The organism is Streptomyces sp. NPDC091972 (assembly GCF_044756385.1).
Classification (GTDB): domain Bacteria; phylum Actinomycetota; class Actinomycetes; order Streptomycetales; family Streptomycetaceae; genus Streptomyces.
This window is the reverse complement of sequence record NZ_JBIVSV010000007.1, coordinates 1-16,211: the sequence shown is the minus strand read 5'-3', so window position 1 is coordinate 16,211 and position 16,211 is coordinate 1. Positions and strand designations below refer to the sequence as shown.

The 16,211-nt window shown below is 71.4% G+C and carries 15 protein-coding genes; 7 read left to right on the top strand and 8 right to left on the bottom strand.

Translation table 11 applies throughout. From position 1 onward, the window contains the following. Window positions 1–2 precede the first annotated feature (2 nt). Window positions 3–620, bottom strand: a complete 618-nt coding sequence (locus tag ACIQJT_RS21480) for a TetR/AcrR family transcriptional regulator (RefSeq protein ID WP_365465428.1) — start codon at window positions 618–620, stop codon at window positions 3–5. A 111-nt stretch (window positions 621–731) separates the two neighbouring features. On the opposite strand from ACIQJT_RS21480, the gene ACIQJT_RS21475 reads away from it, so the two are divergent. Together ACIQJT_RS21475 and ACIQJT_RS21470 are read left to right on the top strand one after the other, a co-directional pair. Then, window positions 732–2,402, top strand: coding sequence for an MFS transporter (locus tag ACIQJT_RS21475; RefSeq protein WP_402645756.1), 1,671 nt, complete (start codon window positions 732–734; stop codon window positions 2,400–2,402). 75 nt (window positions 2,403–2,477) lie between these two features. After that, entirely contained in the window at window positions 2,478–3,275 is a 798-nt protein-coding gene (locus ACIQJT_RS21470; protein WP_365465422.1) for a DUF2127 domain-containing protein, read from the top strand. On the opposite strand, the gene ACIQJT_RS21465 is transcribed toward ACIQJT_RS21470, so the two are convergent. After that, the gene (locus ACIQJT_RS21465) at window positions 3,241–3,678 is read right to left on the bottom strand and encodes a hypothetical protein (protein ID WP_402645752.1); all 438 of its coding nucleotides are present in this window, start codon (window positions 3,676–3,678) and stop codon (window positions 3,241–3,243) included. The two genes, ACIQJT_RS21470 and ACIQJT_RS21465, sit on opposite strands and share 35 nt — an antisense overlap. 11 nt (window positions 3,679–3,689) lie before the next feature. Continuing rightward, window positions 3,690–4,130, bottom strand: a complete 441-nt coding sequence (locus ACIQJT_RS21460; protein ID WP_053846389.1) for a MarR family winged helix-turn-helix transcriptional regulator — start codon at window positions 4,128–4,130, stop codon at window positions 3,690–3,692. A 79-nt stretch (window positions 4,131–4,209) separates the two neighbouring features. On the opposite strand from ACIQJT_RS21460, the gene ACIQJT_RS21455 reads away from it, so the two are divergent. Further along, window positions 4,210–4,866, top strand: coding sequence for a maleylpyruvate isomerase family mycothiol-dependent enzyme (locus ACIQJT_RS21455; protein WP_402645748.1), 657 nt, complete (start codon window positions 4,210–4,212; stop codon window positions 4,864–4,866). 51 nt (window positions 4,867–4,917) lie between these two features. Here ACIQJT_RS21455 and ACIQJT_RS21450 read toward each other — a convergent pair whose 3' ends face one another. Continuing rightward, window positions 4,918–5,847 carry an NAD-dependent epimerase/dehydratase family protein gene (locus tag ACIQJT_RS21450; RefSeq protein WP_402645745.1) on the bottom strand — a complete coding sequence of 310 codons (930 nt, stop codon included), beginning with the start codon at window positions 5,845–5,847 and terminating at the stop codon, window positions 4,918–4,920. Window positions 5,848–5,892: 45 nt separating this feature from the next. Between ACIQJT_RS21450 and ACIQJT_RS21445 the strand changes: the two genes are divergently transcribed. From ACIQJT_RS21445 to ACIQJT_RS21430, 4 genes are all read left to right on the top strand, one after another. Next, the gene (locus ACIQJT_RS21445; RefSeq protein WP_402645742.1) at window positions 5,893–6,402 is read left to right on the top strand and encodes an Lrp/AsnC family transcriptional regulator; all 510 of its coding nucleotides are present in this window, start codon (window positions 5,893–5,895) and stop codon (window positions 6,400–6,402) included. Window positions 6,403–6,430: 28 nt separating this feature from the next. Then, on the top strand, window positions 6,431–6,859 hold the full coding sequence (locus ACIQJT_RS21440) for a MerR family transcriptional regulator (RefSeq protein WP_053846386.1): 429 nt from the start codon (window positions 6,431–6,433) through the stop codon (window positions 6,857–6,859). Further along, entirely contained in the window at window positions 6,856–7,188 is a 333-nt protein-coding gene (locus ACIQJT_RS21435) for a thioredoxin family protein (RefSeq protein ID WP_402645738.1), read from the top strand. Before ACIQJT_RS21440 ends, ACIQJT_RS21435 begins: the two co-directional genes overlap by 4 nt. A gap of 166 nt (window positions 7,189–7,354) precedes the next feature. After that, window positions 7,355–9,571, top strand: coding sequence for a UvrD-helicase domain-containing protein (locus tag ACIQJT_RS21430; protein WP_365465402.1), 2,217 nt, complete (start codon window positions 7,355–7,357; stop codon window positions 9,569–9,571). A gap of 81 nt (window positions 9,572–9,652) precedes the next feature. On the opposite strand, the gene glgB is transcribed toward ACIQJT_RS21430, so the two are convergent. The 4 genes from glgB to ACIQJT_RS21410 form a co-directional block, all read right to left on the bottom strand. Continuing rightward, on the bottom strand, window positions 9,653–12,430 hold the full coding sequence (gene glgB / locus ACIQJT_RS21425; protein WP_402645735.1) for a 1,4-alpha-glucan branching enzyme: 2,778 nt from the start codon (window positions 12,428–12,430) through the stop codon (window positions 9,653–9,655). A gap of 32 nt (window positions 12,431–12,462) precedes the next feature. Further along, a complete protein-coding gene (locus ACIQJT_RS21420; RefSeq protein WP_402645733.1) occupies window positions 12,463–13,851 on the bottom strand; it encodes a maltokinase in 1,389 nt (462 codons plus the stop codon). Window positions 13,852–13,947: 96 nt separating this feature from the next. Then, on the bottom strand, window positions 13,948–15,648 hold the full coding sequence (gene treS / locus ACIQJT_RS21415; RefSeq protein WP_365465393.1) for a maltose alpha-D-glucosyltransferase: 1,701 nt from the start codon (window positions 15,646–15,648) through the stop codon (window positions 13,948–13,950). After that, window positions 15,645–16,211, bottom strand: a 567-nt coding sequence (locus ACIQJT_RS21410; RefSeq protein ID WP_402645730.1) for a DUF3459 domain-containing protein, incomplete at its 5' end; no start/stop codon positions are given. The genes treS and ACIQJT_RS21410, both read right to left, overlap by 4 nt.

Sequence of the window (16,211 nt, the reverse complement as noted above, 5' to 3'; positions counted from 1 at the left end):
GTTCAGTCGCTCAGCTTCGCCACCAGCGCGGTGGCCAGAGAGGCGGGTACGCCCGCCGCGGTCAGAACGGTGACCGCGGTGGAGCGGCCCGCCTCTTCCGCGTCCAGCAGCCCGTCGTTCACCGCCTCCATGACCGCGAACATCATCTGCTCGTGGACGTACGCCAGCGCGGGCGCGGGCAGCGGGGAGACGAAGACGCCCTCGTCCAGGCCGCGCTGGAGCAGTTCGGTGCAGGCCGCGCGCACGGGCGCCAGCCGCTCGCGGATGCCCTGCACGGTGACGCTGCGCTGGGCGAGCGCGACCAGGATGCGGTAGCGGTCGGCGACCTCCCAGACCGCGAGCACGGAGCCCGCCACGGCCTGCGCCAGGTCCTCGGTCCCCTCGCGTCCCGCCGCGTGCGCGGCCGCCACCGCCTCCACGGCCCCGTCGACGAGGGTGCCGATCAGCGCCTCACGGCTCGGGAAATGGCCGTACACGGTCCGTCGTACGACGCCCGCGGCGCGCGCGATCTGGTCCATGGACGCGTCGGGGTCGCGCAGCAGTTCGGCGAGCGCGATGTCGAGGATGCGGCGCCGGTTGGCGTCGGCGCGGCTGGAGTGGCCCGGGGTCATGGCCGTCATTGTGCCCCTCCTCACCGGACTTGCACACCGTTGTGCAGCGAGCGTACATTGCACAGCATTGAGCAAATGCACATCACTGTGCAAGTCTGCTGAGGAAGGCCACCCCCTGCCATGCGACTCGTCATCACCGAACCGGTCGAGAAGATGGAGCGCCCCTACGCCCGCCGCTGGTGGGCACTCCTCGTCCTCTGCCTCAGCCTGCTGATCATCGTGATGGCGAACACCGCCCTCACGGTCGCCGCCCCCGACATGACCGAGGACCTCGGGCTGTCGAGCGCCGACCTCCAGTGGGTCATCGACGGCTACACCGTGCCGTACGCGGCCCTGATGCTGCTGCTCGGCGCGATCGGCGACAAGTACAGCCGCCGCGGCGCACTCCTGCTCGGGCTCGGCGTCTTCGGCGGCGGCGCGGTCTTCGGCTCCTTCGCCGGCAGCGCCACGACGGTCATCGCGGCCCGCGCGGTGATGGGCACCGGTGCCGCGATGATCATGCCGGCCACGCTGTCCCTGCTCGCCGCGACCTTCCCGCGCGGGGAGCGGGCCAAGGCGATCACCGTGTGGACCGCCACCTCCGGTGTGGCGATCGCGGCCGGTCCGCTGGTCGCGGGCGCGCTCCTGGAGCACCACGCCTGGACCTCGACGTTCCTGATCAACGTCCCGGTCGCGGCCGTCGCCCTCGTGGCCGCGCTCGCCCTCGTCCCGCCGTCCAGGGCCGCCGAGCACGGCCGCATCGACTACGTCGGCGGACTGCTGTCGGTCGTCTGGATCGGCGCGCTGGTCTACATGATCATCGAGGGGCCGCACTTCGGCTGGCACGCCAAGGCGATCGCCGCCGCGGTGGTCGCGGGGGCCGGCCTCGCGCTCTTCGTCGCCTGGGAGCTGCGCCACCCGCGCCCCGTCGTCGACGTGCGCCGCTTCGCCGACCGCGGTTTCGCCGGCTCCAACCTCGCCGTCGCCCTGTTCTTCCTGGCCGTCTTCGGCGCCTTCTACTACCTCACCCAGCACCTCCAGTTCGTCCTCGGCTACAGCGCCCTGGAGACCGGCCTGCGCATGCTGCCGCTCGCCGGCGCGGTCTTCGCGGGGTCCGCCCTGACCGGGTTCCTCACCCCGCGGGTCGGCATGAAGTGGACGGTCACCGCCGGCATGGTCGGCGGCACCACGGCCCTCGCGCTGCTCACCCGGATCGACGCCGGTTCGTCCTACGGCGATCTCGTCGCGCCCCTGATCGTGCTGGGCCTGGCGATCGGCCTCGCCCTCTCGCCCGCCACGGACGCGATCATGGGCGCCTTCCCCGAGTCCGAACTGGGCGTCGGCGGCGCGGTGAACGACACCTCGATCGAACTCGGCGGCTCCCTCGGCATCGCGATCCTCGGCTCCCTGCTGGCCACCTCCTACTCGGACCGCCTCTCCGACGCCACCGCGGGCAGCCGGCTCCCCGCGTCCGCCCTGGCCGGCGCCCAGGACTCGGTCGGCGCCGGGTACACGGTCGCGCAGGGCATCGGCGAGCAGGCCCGGAAGGCCGCCGAGCGGGCCGCGCAGGCCACCGACCCCCAGCAGGCGGCCCAGCTCAAGGCGCAGGCCGACCAACTCGCCTCCGGCGCACGGCAGATGGCGGACGCGGTCGGCTCGTCCTTCTCCGACGCGGTGGCGCACACCAGCCTGGTCGGAGCGATCGTGCTGGGCGCCGGGACGGTACTGGTGGCGGTCCTGCTGCCGGGCCGGAAGCCCGCGGAGGCCACTCCCCGGGCCGAGCGGGAGAAGGAACTGGCCGGCACCCGCTGACTCACCGGACTCTTACCCCGCCCCACTAGCGTGCCGTCCCCGGACGGCACGCTCTTGGCTGCGGAGGCGCGGGGGATGAAGATCGACTGGGACCGGCGGACGTGCGCCCGCCGCGGCCATGTGACGTACGCGCCCGACGAACCCCGCCTGCGGGAGCGGCTGCACGCCGAAACCGCCCTCGGCGCGGCCTGGCGCTGTCTGCGCTGCGGCGACTTCGTCCTCGGCGAGCCGCACGGCTCGGGACCCGCGGACCACGCGCCCCTGGTGCCGCGCGGCACGGTGCTCAGGGACCTGTTCGTGCTGCGCTTCCTCGCGGTCGAGCGGGCGGTGCGCGGGGTGTTCGTCGTGCTGGCCGCGCTGGCGGTGTGGAAGTTCAGCAACAGCCGGGACGCGGTGCGCCGGCTCTTCGACGAGTACCTGGACGTCTTCCGTCCGGTGTTCCGGCACTTCCACTACGACCTGGACCACTCGCCGGTCGTCGACACCGTCCGCAGGACGTTCGGGTACCGGCACGGCACGCTCGTCCTCGTGGCCGTGCTGCTGCTGGTCTACGCCGTCGTCGAGCTCGTCGAGGCGGTCGGCCTCTGGTACGCCAGGCGCTGGGCGGAGTACCTGACGGTGGTCGCGACCGCCGCGTTCCTCCCGCTGGAGGTCTACGAGCTCACCGAGCGCGTCAGCTGGCTGAAGATCGCCACCCTGCTCCTGAACATCCTCGCCGTCCTCTACATCCTCCTGGCCAAGCGCCTGTTCGGCCTGCGCGGCGGCCACCGGGCCTTCGAGGCGGAACGGCACAGCGCTTCGCTGCTGGAGGTCGAGGAGGCGGGCGGGGTGCAGGAGCTCAGCGCATCCAGTCAGGCGTCGGGACGCCGGTGAAGGCGTTCCAGGCCCGGCAACAGGCGCGTGAGTGCGGGCCGAGGGCCGGCCAGACGGAGCGGAGGTCGAAGTCCTTGTTCCAGGCGTTCAGCAGCGGCTCCAGGAATCCGGTGGCGACGGCGCTGCCGTACCGCTCGCCGTCGGCCGCCTGGGTGTCTTCCAGGAGCCGGAACAGCGCACGGGTCCGCTCCGGGGTGAAATCGGCCGGGCGCTCGGCGAACGCGCGTCCGAGCGCGGCCAGCCGGACCGTCAGGGGCGGGACGTCGTCGCCGTCCCGCGCCGCGGGGCCCCGCCAGCCCTGGATCTCGGCACGGTCGGCCTCCGCCAGGACCTCGCTGATGCCCGTCGGCTCGTCCCACCGGGCCGGGGTCGTCATCGTCGCGCTCTCCGTCGGTATCCGCACGGAGCCACACCCTAGGCCCACGGATCGGTGATCTCCCGCAGCAGGGTCAGTGCCTCGCGGAGCTGCTGCATGCGGCGCCTGCCGAGGTGTTCCTCCCACTCCTTCTCCACCTCCGCGACCACGCCGTCGGCGACCTCCTTCGCCGCCCGTGCCTTCGCCGCGCCCCGCACCAGCCGGGCCCGCTTGTCGGTCGGGTCCGGGACGCGGGTGACATAGCCCGCCTTCTCGAGCTGGTCGACCAGGAAGCCGGCGGTCTGCTTGGTGATCTGGGCCTGCTCGGCCAGTTCCGTCAGCCGGGTCCCGTCGGGGCCGATCCGCTGCATGACCCGGGCCTGGGCGGGCGTGAAGTCGTCGAAACCGGCTTCCGCGAGCGCGGCGAAGATTCGATTCTCCAGGGCCCGGTACGGGAGGAACAGGAGCACGCCCGTGTTGAGCTCGCTCTCCGCCACCATCGTCGACGCTCCCTCGCACTGCTTGACATTGGTCAGAGTCTCTGACTACTTTGGTCAGAGAAGCTTACCACTTGAGTGGGTGATTCCCGTGGGTGCAGTGCTGGACACCGACGAGCTCTGGCAGATCGTCGACCGGGAGCGGGCGAGCCTGGCCGACCTGCTGGAGGACCTGAGCCCGCAGGAGTGGGAGACGCGCACCCGGTGCGGGGACTGGCGGGTGCGGGACGTCGCCGCGCACCTCACGATCGCGGCGCGCTTCTCCCGCGGCCGGGTCGTCCGCGAGATGGTCCGCGCCCGGGGGAACTGGAACCGGATGATCCATGACTCGGCGGTCCGCGAGGCGGAGCAGCCGGTGGCCGCGATCGTCGCCGACCTGCGCTCGATCGTCGGCTCCCGCCGCCTCGCGCCGACCACCTCACCGCACGAACCCCTGCTCGACCTCCTCGTCCACGGCCAGGACATCGTCCTCGCCCTCGGGCGTGAGCGCGCGATGCCGGCGGTCGCCGCGCGGGACGCCGCCGACCGGGTGTGGACCATGCGTTTCCCGCCGCGCCCCTGGCCCCTGCCCAAGGCGCGGCTCGTGGCCACCGACATCGAGTGGACACGCGGGGCCGGCGAGGAGGTCCGCGGTCCGATCGCCTCCCTGCTCCTGCTGCTCACCGGCCGCCCCGAGGCGGCCCGGCAGTGGGCCGAGCGCGCCGGGGAGCCGTGGACGGGGGTCACGGCTTCCCGGTGACGGGGGCGGGCGCGGGTGCCCGCCCGCCCTCTTCTGCCGGCTCCCGCCGCCCTACCGGCCGTGCACGAGTGCTCGCCCCGTTCCGAGTGTCTCGGCCACGGCCCGCGGCAGCCATCGCCGCACGTCGTCGAAGGTGAACCCGAGCCGGGTGGCGCGGGTGTTGTCCATGCCGTAGGCGCGGGTGAAGGAGAACGGCGAGACCTCGCCGACCTCGACCAGCCGGAGGAGAATCTTCCCCTCGGGGAAGTGCGCGGCGACCGCCCGGCACAGCTCCTCGGTGCCCAGCAGCCCGTGGGAGGCCGCGTTCACCGGCCCGGTGAAGTCCTGGCCCACCGTCCAGGCGAGGAAGCCGGCGATCTCCTCGACGTGGATGTAGGTGGCGGGCTGGTTGTCGACCGGGACGGCGACGGGCTCGCCGGTGCGGATGCGGTCGGCGTAATGGGCGAGCCTTCCGGTGAAGTCGTCGGCGCCGCCCAGCACGTGCGCCACGCGGACCGTCGTGAAGGGAAAGGCGGGGTCCGTGGAGAAAACGGATTCCGCCTGCCGCTTTCCCTCGCCGTAATGGGAATCGAGGAATGCGGGGTCGTCCCAGGGGAGACCGGGATCGACGGACACGGACGTCGGGTCGACGGCGTCCTCCCGGACGAGGGCGATCGAGTCCTCGTACTCGTAGACCTCCACCGTCGAGGTCATCACATAGCGCCGGGTCCGTCCGGCCAGGACCCGGCGGGCGATCGCCGCCTGGCGCGGGGTGTAGCAGACCTGGTCCACGACGACGTCGAACGAGCGCGCGCCCAGCGCTCCGCGCAACGCGGTCTCGTCGTCGCGGTCGGCGACCAGGTGAACCGCCCCGGGAGGGGGCGCGGACGAGCCCCGGTTGAGGACCGTGACCCGGTCGCCGGCGGCCAGCAGACGGGCGACCAGGCGCTTGCCGACATACCGGCTGCCGCCGATGACCAGTACCTCTCGTGGCGTTTCCATGACCATAATTCTCCCGGCGCACGTCCGGGTACTGAAGGGGCAACCATGGGAGTTCAGGCAGCGGTGCCGAAAGAACCACGGCGTCCGCGGCCTGCCGCCGACGAAACCTCGGTCGCCTTCGACGCGCTCGACCGGCAGATCCTGGAGCTCCTCCAGACCGACGGCCGGATCAAGCTGAGTGAACTGGGCCGCCGGGTGCGGCTGAGCCCGGCGGCGGTCACCGAGCGGGTGCGGCGGCTGGAGGCGGCGGGCGTGATCGGCGGCTACGGCGCCCACGTGGTCCCGGCCCGGCTCGGCTACGGCATCCAGGCGTTCATCCGGGTCAGCCCGCACGGCGGCTACACCCTGCGGCATCCGCGGACCCTGGAGCTGATGGAGCGCCCCGAGATCACCGAGGTGCACCACGTGGTCGGCGAGGACTGCTGGATCCTCAAGGTCGCCGTCCGCGACACCGTCCACCTGGAGGAGGTCCTCGAGGAGGTCTCCGCCCTCGGCCGCACCGCGACGTCGATCGTGCTGACCTCTCCCGTGCAGCGCAAACCGCTCTTGCCTTGACGTCGGCGTCAAGGACTACGTTCGGGGCATGCGAATCGGCGAGCTGGCCGCACGGGCCGGGACCACGACGCGGACGCTGCGCTACTACGAGGCGCGGGGTCTGCTTCCCGCGCGGCGCGGACACAACGGATACCGGACCTACGACGAGGACGACCTGAAGCTGCTCCGGCAGATCCGGACGCTCCAGGACTTCGGGTTCGACCTGGAGGAGACGCGGCCCTTCGTGGAGTGTCTGCGGGCCGGCCACCCCGAGGGCGACTCGTGTCCCGCCTCGCTCGCGGTCTACCGGCGCAAGCTCGGCGAACTGGACGCGTTGATCGGTGAGTTGCAGACCGTGCGCGCCCAGGTCGGGCAGCAGCTGGAGCGGGCCGAGCGGGCGCGTGCCGAACTGGCCGCCGACGCGGAGGTTCCGGGCGGTCCGGAGCCGGTGTGCGAACTGGGAGGGGACCACAGGTGATCAGGGCAGCGGGTGTGGCCGAGGTGACGGACGCGGACTTCGAGGCGGAGGTGCTGGGGGCGGAGCTGCCGGTGCTGGTGGAGTTCACCGCCGACTGGTGCCCGCCGTGCCGCCAGATGGGGCCGGTGCTCACGGCCCTCGCGGCGGAGGAGGGGGAGCGGCTCAAGGTGGTCCAGCTGGACGTCGACACCAATCCGCTGACGACGAACGCCTACAAGGTGCTGTCGATGCCCACCTTCATGGTGTTCCGGGGCGGGGAGCCCGTCCGGTCGATGGTGGGGGCGCGGCCCAAGCGGCGGCTGCTGGAGGAGCTGACGGACGTCCTGTGAGCTGACGCAATACGAGAAATCCCCCGGGCGATTGCGCCCGGGGGATTTCTTTGCGTATATTCAATGATTCGTGACTTCACCGGAATGAAGCCACAAAGAAGCTCAGTGAGCACAGTATATCCGGGCGGGAGTGGAATTGTCAAACACCGGTTTTCCGGACGATGAATTGCGGCAGGAACAGGAATTCATCGACGGGCTGTACGCACATGTGGACGCCCTGCGCGGCGACACCGAGGCCTCCGTCACGGACGCGCTCGCCCAGGGCAACACCCCCATGCAGGCCCGGCTGGAGCGGGACATCCTGGTCGCCGAACGCTCGGGGCTGCTGGCCGCGCTGAACGCGGTGGACGGCTCCCTCTGCTTCGGCCGGATCGACCTCACCTCGGGCACCACCCACCACATCGGCCGGATCGGACTGCGCACCGACGACGCCGACCGCACCCCGATCCTCATCGACTGGCGGGCCGACGTCGCCCGCCCCTTCTACCTGGCCACCGGCCACACCCCGATGGGCCTGCGCCGCCGCCGGCACATCGGCACCGAGGGCCGCCGGGTGACCGACCTGCACGACGAGATCCTCGACCTGGGCGACCAGGAGCGCACCGGCCACGAGGACCCGACCGGCGACGCCGTCCTGCTCGCCGCGCTCAACTCCGCGCGCACCGGCCGCATGAGCGACATCGTGCAGACCATCCAGGCCGAGCAGGACGAGATCATCCGCGCACCCCACCGCGGGGTGCTGGTGGTCGAGGGCGGCCCCGGCACCGGCAAGACCGCCGTCGCCCTGCACCGGGCCGCGTACCTGCTCTACGAGCACCGGGAGCTGCTGGCCAAGCGGGCCGTGCTCATCGTCGGCCCCAACCCCGCCTTCCTCGGCTACATCGGCGAGGTGCTGCCCTCGCTGGGCGAGACCGGGGTGCTCCTCGCGACGGTCGGGGAGCTCTTCCCCGGAGTGAAGGCGACGGCGACCGACAGCCGGGCCGCGGCCGCGGTGAAGGGGCGCGCCGCCATGGCCGACGTCCTCGCCGACGTCGTACGCGACTGGCAGGCACTGCCCGACCCGGTGATCGCGATCGAGCACGACCGCGAGATCCTCATGCTCGACGACGGCCTGGTCAAGGTCGCCCGCGAGAAGACCCGTGCCGCCCGGCTGCCGCACAACGTCGCCCGTGAGCACTTCGAGGGCCACATCCTCAACACGCTCACCGACATGGTCGCCGAGCGCATCGGCACCGATCCCTTCGACGGGACGAACCTGCTGGACCCGAGCGACATCACCCAGATCCGTGACGAACTCGCCGAGAACCCCGAGGTCTGGGCCGCCATCGACCAGTTGTGGCCGCGCCTGACCCCGCAGCGGCTGGTCGCCGACTTCCTCGCCGACCCGGTCGGCTACCTCCCCGACGAGGACGCGGCCGCGATCCGCCGCCCGGTGACCCGCGGCTGGACCGTGGCGGACGTGCCCCTGCTCGACGAGGCGGCCGAACTCCTCGGCGTGGACGAGCGGTTGGCACGGGCCCGGGCCGAACGCGAGCGGGAGACGCAGATCGCGTACGCGCAGGGCGTGCTCGACGTGTCGTACGCCTCGCGCACCTACGAGTTCGACGACAAGGACGAGGAGGACTCCGAGGTCCTGTCCGCGCACGACATCATCGACGCCGAGCGGTTCGCCGAGCGGCAGGAGGAGGACGACCACCGCAGCGCCGCCGAGCGCGCTGCGGCCGACCGCACCTGGGCGTTCGGGCACATCATCGTCGACGAGGCGCAGGAACTGTCGCCGATGGCCTGGCGGTTGCTCATGCGGCGCAGCCCGACCCGCTCGATGACCCTGGTCGGCGACCCGGCGCAGACCGCGGAGGCGGCGGGCGTGGGCTCGTGGCAGCAGATCCTCCAGCCGTACGTCCAGGACCGCTGGGAACACGCGAGGCTCCGCGTCAACTACCGCACCCCGGCCGAGATCATGGAGCTCGCGGCGGCCGTCGTACGGGCCGAGGACCCCGGCTTCGAACCCCCGAGTTCGGTCCGCTCCACCGGAGTACGGCCCTGGGTGCGCGCCACCGACGACCTGCCCGGCACGGTCGCGGAGGCGGTGAAGGAGCTGACCCCCGCCGAGGGACGGCTCGCGGTCATCGCCCCGCGCCATCTGCACCGCAGGCTCGCGGCCCGGCTCGACGGCGTCACGGCGGGCGCTGAACCGGACCTGACGCGGACCGTCGTGCTCCTGGACCCCCGCCAGTCGAAGGGGCTCGAGTTCGACTCCGTCCTCGTGGTCGAGCCGGCCCTGTACGGCACGAGCGACCTGTACGTGGCCCTGACCCGGGCGACCCAGCGCCTGGGGGTGCTGCACACGGGCCGCCTGCCGAAGGCGCTGGTCACCGCCTGAGGGGCAGGTGCCACCGCGGTCCTCGCGGGAGTGTCCCGTGTCCCGGAGCGGACCCCCGCGGGTCCGCTCCGGTGACCTCGGTCAGGCCGGCCGCAGCCACACCGTGGCCAGGGGCGGCAAGGTGAGCTGGATGCTGGCCGGGCGGCCGTGCCAGCCCTGGGGGTCCGGTTTGATCACGTCCGGGTTGGTGACGTCACCGCCGCCGTACCGGGCGCCGTCCGTGTTCAGGGTCTCCAGCCAGGCCGGGACGTCGTCCGGGGCGCCCAGGCGGTAACCGGGGCGGACCACGGGGGCGAGGTTGGAGACCGACAGCAGGGGTGATCCGTCGGCGTCGTGGCGCAGGAAGGCGAAGACGTTGTCCTCGGCCGCGTCCCCGACGATCCACTGGAAGCCCGAGGGGTCCGTGTCGCGCTGCCAGAGGGCCGGGGTGTGGCGGTACACCGCGTTCAGGTCGCGGACCAGATCACGGACGCCGCGGTGGTCCCCCTCCGCGCCGTACGCCGGGTCCAGCAGCCACCAGTCCGGGCCGTGCGCCTCCGACCACTCCGCTCCCTGGGCGAACTCCTGGCCCATGAACAGGAGTTGCTTGCCGGGGTGCGCCCACATGAAGGCCAGGTAGGCGCGGAGGTTGGCGCGCTGCTGCCACCAGTCGCCCGGCATCTTCGACACCAGTGAGCGTTTGCCGTGGACGACCTCGTCGTGGGAGATCGGCAGGACGTAGTTCTCGCTGTACGCGTACACCATCGAGAAGGTCATCTCGTGGTGGTGGTACTTGCGGTGCACCGGCTCGTGGGCCATGTAGTCCAGCGAGTCGTGCATCCAGCCCATGTTCCACTTCAGACCGAAGCCGAGACCGCCGAAGCCCCCGGGGCCCATGTGGTGCGTCGCGCGCGTCACGCCGTCCCAGGCCGTCGACTCCTCCGCGATCGTCACCACGCCCGGCACCCGCCGGTACACCGTCGCGTTCATCTCCTGGAGGAAGTCCACCGCGTCCAGGTTCTCCCGGCCGCCGTGCACGTTCGGGACCCACTGGCCCGGCTCGCGCGAGTAGTCGAGGTAGAGCATCGAGGCGACCGCGTCCACGCGCAGCCCGTCGATGTGGAACTCCTCGCACCAGTAGACGGCGTTCGCCACCAGGAAGTTGCGCACCTCCCGGCGCCCGTAGTCGAACTCCAGCGTCCCCCAGTCGGGGTGGGCCGAGCGCAGCGGGTCCTCGTGCTCGTACAGGGGCCGGCCGTCGAACTCGGCGAGCGCCCAGTCGTCGCGCGGGAAGTGCGCCGGCACCCAGTCCATCAGCACACCGATGCCGGCCTGGTGGAGGGCGTCGACGAGGTACTTGAAGTCGTCGGGGGTGCCGAGACGTGCCGTGGGTGCGTAGAACCCGGTGACCTGGTAGCCCCAGGAGCCGCCGAAGGGGTGCTCGGCCACCGGCATCAGCTCGACGTGGGTGAAGCCCAGGTCCTTGACGTAGGCGGGGAGCTGCTCCGCGAGCTGACGGTACGTCAGGCCGGGGCGCCAGGACGGCAGATGGATCTCGTAGACCGAGAAGGGGGCCTCGTGGGCCGGGGCTCCGGCCGCCCGGTTCGCCAGCCACTCCTGGTCCTGCCACTCGTGGTGCGAGGCGTGGATGATCGAGGAGGTGTTCGGCGGGACCTCCGTGCGGCGGGCCAGCGGGTCCGCGCGCAGGGTCTTGGAGCCGTCGGGGCGGGTGATCTCGAACTTGTACAGCTCGCCCTCGCCGACACCGGGCACGAACAGCTCCCACACCCCGGTGCCGCCCAGCGAGCGCATCGCGAACGCCGAGGGGTCCCAGAAGTTGAAGGTGCCGGCCACCCGCACCCCGCGCGCGTTCGGCGCCCACACCGTGAAGCGGGTCCCCGCGACACCCTGGTGGGTCATGGGCTGCGCGCCCAGCGCCGTCCACAACTGCTCGTGCCGGCCCTCGCCGATCAGATGCAGGTCGAGGTCGCCGAGCGCGGGCAGGAAGGCGTACGCGTCCTCGGTCTCCTGGACCGTCTCCGCGTACGTGATGAGCAGCCGGTAGGAGGGGACCTCCCGCAGCGGCAGCAGACCGGAGAAGAAGCCGTCGCCGTCGTCGTGCAGTTCGGCCCGTACCTCCTCGGCCACGACCGTGACGCCCAGGGCGTACGGACGGAACACCCGGAAGGCCACCCCGCCGGGCACCGGGTGCGCGCCGAGCACCCCGTGCGGGTCGTGGTGCGTGGCGGAGAGCAGCCGCTCCCGGTCACCGGCGTCCAGGGCGGGCGAGACGGGTGTCTCCGGCGGCTGGACCGCGGCGGGGGCGGCCGTCTCCGCCACCGCGGCCGGCTCCACGGCGCTCCCGGCGGCCACCGCGGGCGCTGCCGTCTTCTTGGCGGCAACCTCCTCCACCGCGGACTTCTTCGCAGCGGTCTTCTTCACAGCGGTCTTCTTCGCGGCGGTCTTCTGTGCCGCGGTCTTCTTCGCGGGGGCCTTCTTCGCCGCGGCCTTCTTCGCGGCCGCCTTCTTCACGACGGACGTGTCGACGGCCGCCTCCCTGACCAGCGCCTTCTTGGCCACGGCCTTTCCGGCGTCCGTCTTCCCGGCCGCGGCCTTCCCGCCGCCGCTCCTCTTGGCCACGGCCTTGACGGCGTCGGCCGCCTCGGCGCCGACCTTCTCGGCACCGGCCTTCACGGCCCGGGCCGTCTCCGCCGCCGCGGCGCCGACACCGGTCTTCCCGGTGCCCGGCTTCTTCGCGGGTGCCTTCCTGGCCACCGGCTCCGCCTTCTTCGCCGACGCCTTCTTGGTCACTGTCTTCTCCGCGGCCTTGTTCTTCGCAGTCTTCTTCGGTTCCGAACCGCTGGGGGTGGGCGGAGTCACAGGTGGAGCCTCCTCGGCGGGAGTCGGGTCGGTCAGATCAGGTCGGTCGTGGCGTACCGCGCGACCGCGGCCATCGGCACCTGGAGCCAGTCCGGCCGGTGCCGGGCCTCGTAGACGACCTCGTAGATCGCCTTGTCGGTCTCGTACGCGCGCAGCAGCACCGGATCGGTCCGCGGGTCCACCCCGCTGACCTCGGCGTATCCGGAGCAGTACGCGGCACGGCAGGCATCGGCCCAGCCCGGTACCGGCAGGTCGGTGGAGTGTGCCGCGTAATCGAAGGAGCGCAGCATCCCGGCGACGTCCCGGGCCGTGGGCTGCGGCAGCCGGCGTTCGGCGAGCGGTTTGGACGGCTCGCCCTCGAAGTCGATCAGCGACCAGTGCCCGGCGGCCGAGCGCAGGCACTGTCCGAGGTGGAGGTCGCCGTGGATGCGCTGGGCGGTCCAGGTGCTGCCCTCGGCGGCGAGATCCCCCAGCGCGGTGAACGCGGAGCGCAGCCCGGGCGCGTGCGGCCGGAGCGCGGGGACCGCCTGGACGGCCGCCTCCAGCCGTTCGATCATGCCGTCGACCAGCGGTTGCAGTTGCTGGTGGCCCAGCGTCACGGTCGGCAGGGCCCGCGCGAGCGCGGTGTGCACCTCGGCGGTGGCCCGCCCGAGCGCGTGCGCCTCGGCACTGAAGTCCTCGCCCTTGGCGAGTTCCCGCAGGGCCAGCTCCCAGCCGTCCGAGGCGCCCTGCACGAAGGGCTGGAGCACGCCCAGGGTGTACGGCTCGCCCGCCAGCTCCGCCCGCACCCACCCCGTCGGCGCGGGCACCCGGGGGCAGCCCTCGCGAGCCAGCGCCAGCGGCAGCTCCAGGTCGGGGTTGACGCCGGGCACGACCCGGCGCAGGAGTTTCAGGATGAACGTATCTCCGTAGACGATCGACGAGTTCGACTGCTCGGCGGTCATCACCCGGGCCACCAGGCCCTCCCGTATCTCCTGGTGCGGGTCCCGCTCGAAACGCAGCCCGCCGATCCGGCTCCCGGAGCGGATCGCCTCCAGGAGCAGTTCGGCGGGCAACGGGTCGTGGAGGGCGTCGTACGCGGTACGGCCGGTGAGCGGACCCTCCTCGACATGGCCGATCAGCGCGGGCGCCAGCCGGGGCGGCAGCGCCTCGCGCACGCCTATGAGCAGCTGGTAGCAGTCCCCGGGGTGCGGCGGGGCGCCCACGGCGAGCGGCTGGTGGGCCCGGACCAGGAGGTGGTACAGGCCGAGCTTGGCGGTGGGCGGCAGCAGCTCGGTGACCGTCACCAGGGTAAACCCGGTGACCGGGCGTCCCTTGCCCGCGAACCAGCGCTGCCGTGGCAGCCACTCGCGCAGAAGTGGGTCGAGGGAGGCGAGGATGCCTGTACTTGTCGTGGCGGTACGGGTGACGGCTTCCGACATAACGTGGCGTCCTTTCCCCGGGCTGGCTGGTCGGGGTGCTACTGATGCGTGCCCCGGGCGGGCCGGTGGAAACGCCCCGCCCGGGGTCCTCCTCGGCTACGCGGCGTCCTTGCGGAGCCGGAACCAGTAGAAACCGTGCCCGCCGAGGGTCAGCAGGTACGGCAGATCACCGATGGCCGGGAAGCGCACCCCGCCGAACAGCTCGACCGGGTGCCGTCCGTTGAAGGCGCTCAGGTCCAGTTCGGTGGGCTGCGCGAACCGGGAGAAGTTGTGGACGCACAGGACCAGGTCGTCCTCGTACTCCCGCAGGAAGGCCAGCACCGCCGGGTTCGAGGACGGCAGCTCGGTGTAGGAGCCGAGACCGAACGCGTGGTTCTGCTTGCGGATCTCGATCATCCGGCGGGTCCAGTGCAGCAACGACGAGGGCGACGCCATCGACGCCTCGACATTGGTGACCTGGTAGCCGTGGACCGGGTCCATGATGGTCGGCAGATAGAGCCGCCCGGGGTCACAGGAGGAAAATCCCGCGTTACGGTCCGGTGTCCACTGCATCGGGGTGCGGACGGCGTCGCGGTCGCCGAGCCAGATGTTGTCGCCCATGCCGATCTCGTCGCCGTAGTACAGGATCGGCGAGCCGGGCAGGGAGAGCAGGAGAGCCGTGAAGAGCTCGATCTGGTTGCGGTCGTTGTCGAGGAGCGGGGCCAGGCGCCGCCGGATGCCGATGTTGGCGCGCATCCGCGGGTCCTTCGCGTACTCGGCCCACATGTAGTCGCGTTCCTCGTCGGTGACCATTTCGAGGGTCAGCTCGTCGTGGTTGCGCAGGAAGATGCCCCACTGGCAGTTCTGCGGGATGGCCGGGGTCTTGGCCAGGATCTCCGAGACGGGGTAGCGGGACTCACGGCGCACCGCCATGAAGATGCGGGGCATGACCGGGAAGTGGAAGGCCATGTGGCACTCGTCGCCGCCGGACTCGTAGTCGCCGAAGTAGTCGACCACGTCCTCCGGCCACTGGTTCGCCTCCGCCAGGATCACCGTGTCCGGGTAGGACGCGTCGATCTCCTTGCGGACCCGCTTGAGGAACTCATGGGTTGCCGGAAGGTTTTCGCAATTGGTGCCCTCCTCCTGGTACAGGTACGGCACCGCGTCCAGCCGGAAGCCGTCGATGCCCAGGTCCAGCCAGAACCGCAGGGCGGAGATCATCTCCTCCTGGACGGCCGGGTTCTCGTAGTTGAGGTCCGGCTGGTGGGAGAAGAAGCGGTGCCAGAAGTACTGCTTGCGGACCGGGTCGAAGGTCCAGTTGGAGGCCTCGGTGTCGACGAAGATGATCCGCGCGTCCTGGAACTGCTTGTCATCGTCCGCCCACACGTAGTAGTCGCCGTACGGGCCGTCGGGGTCCTTGCGCGACTCCTGGAACCACGGGTGCTGGTCGCTGGTGTGGTTCATGACGAAGTCGATGATCACGCGCATGCCGCGCTGGTGGGCGGCGTCGACGAACTCCACGAAGTCGGCGAGGTCGCCGAACTCCGGCAGCACGGCGGTGTAGTCCGAGACGTCGTACCCGCCGTCTCTGAGCGGTGACTTGAAGAAGGGCGGCAGCCACAGGCAGTCGATGCCCAGCCACTGCAGGTAGTCGAGTTTGGCGGTCAGGCCCTTGAGGTCGCCGATGCCGTCGCCGTTGCTGTCCTGGAAGGAGCGGACCAGGACCTCGTAGAAGACGGCCCGCTTGAACCAGTCCGGGTCCCGGTCCTTGGCGGGGGTGTCCTCGAAGGTGTCGTGGACGGGCTCGTTGACGATCATGTTGTGGGTGACCCTCCGATCTGCGGGTTGGACGGTCGCAGGACGGTGCTGTGCTCACCCGGGGGATGACCCCCGGACCCCCGGCCGACCACGAGGACGTGTGCCCCGCCCGGCTCCAGACGCACGTAGTTCGCCCTGCCCCAGTGATAGGTCTCACCGGTGAGCTCGTCGCGCACCGGCACCGACTCGTGCCATTCCAGGCCGAGTTGCGGCATGTCCAACGAGACCGTCGCCTCCTGGGTGTGGTGCGGATCGAGGTTCACGACCACCAGAACCGTGTTCGAGCCGCTCCGCTTCGAGTACACGATCACCGCGTCCTTGTCGGCGTGGTGGAAGTGGAGGTCGCGCAACTGCCGCAGGGCCGGGTTCTCCCGCCTGATGGTGTTGAGCTGGGTGATCAGGGGGGCGAGGGAGTCGGGGGTGTCCCAGTCGCGGGCCTTGAGCTGGTACTTCTCCGAGTCGAGGTATTCCTCGCTGCCCTCGCGCAGCGGGGTGTTCTCGGCGAGTTCGTAGCCGGAGTAGATGCCCCAGGTCGGCGAGAGCGTCGCGGCCAGCACCGCGCG

What these genes read in the sequence shown, in the direction of transcription:
- ACIQJT_RS21470 (WP_365465422.1), top strand. Translation starts at nt 2,478, where the DNA reads ATGAAGATCGACTGGGACCGGCGGACGTGCGCCCGCCGCGGCCATGTG.
- ACIQJT_RS21475 (WP_402645756.1), top strand. Translation starts at nt 732, where the DNA reads ATGCGACTCGTCATCACCGAACCGGTCGAGAAGATGGAGCGCCCCTAC.
- ACIQJT_RS21460 (WP_053846389.1), bottom strand. Translation starts at nt 4,130, where the DNA reads ATGGTGGCGGAGAGCGAGCTCAACACGGGCGTGCTCCTGTTCCTCCCG.
- ACIQJT_RS21440 (WP_053846386.1), top strand. Translation starts at nt 6,431, where the DNA reads ATGCGAATCGGCGAGCTGGCCGCACGGGCCGGGACCACGACGCGGACG.
- ACIQJT_RS21445 (WP_402645742.1), top strand. Translation starts at nt 5,893, where the DNA reads ATGGGAGTTCAGGCAGCGGTGCCGAAAGAACCACGGCGTCCGCGGCCT.
- treS (WP_365465393.1), bottom strand. Translation starts at nt 15,648, where the DNA reads ATGATCGTCAACGAGCCCGTCCACGACACCTTCGAGGACACCCCCGCC.
- ACIQJT_RS21480 (WP_365465428.1), bottom strand. Translation starts at nt 620, where the DNA reads ATGACGGCCATGACCCCGGGCCACTCCAGCCGCGCCGACGCCAACCGG.
- ACIQJT_RS21420 (WP_402645733.1), bottom strand. Translation starts at nt 13,851, where the DNA reads ATGTCGGAAGCCGTCACCCGTACCGCCACGACAAGTACAGGCATCCTC.
- ACIQJT_RS21450 (WP_402645745.1), bottom strand. Translation starts at nt 5,847, where the DNA reads ATGGAAACGCCACGAGAGGTACTGGTCATCGGCGGCAGCCGGTATGTC.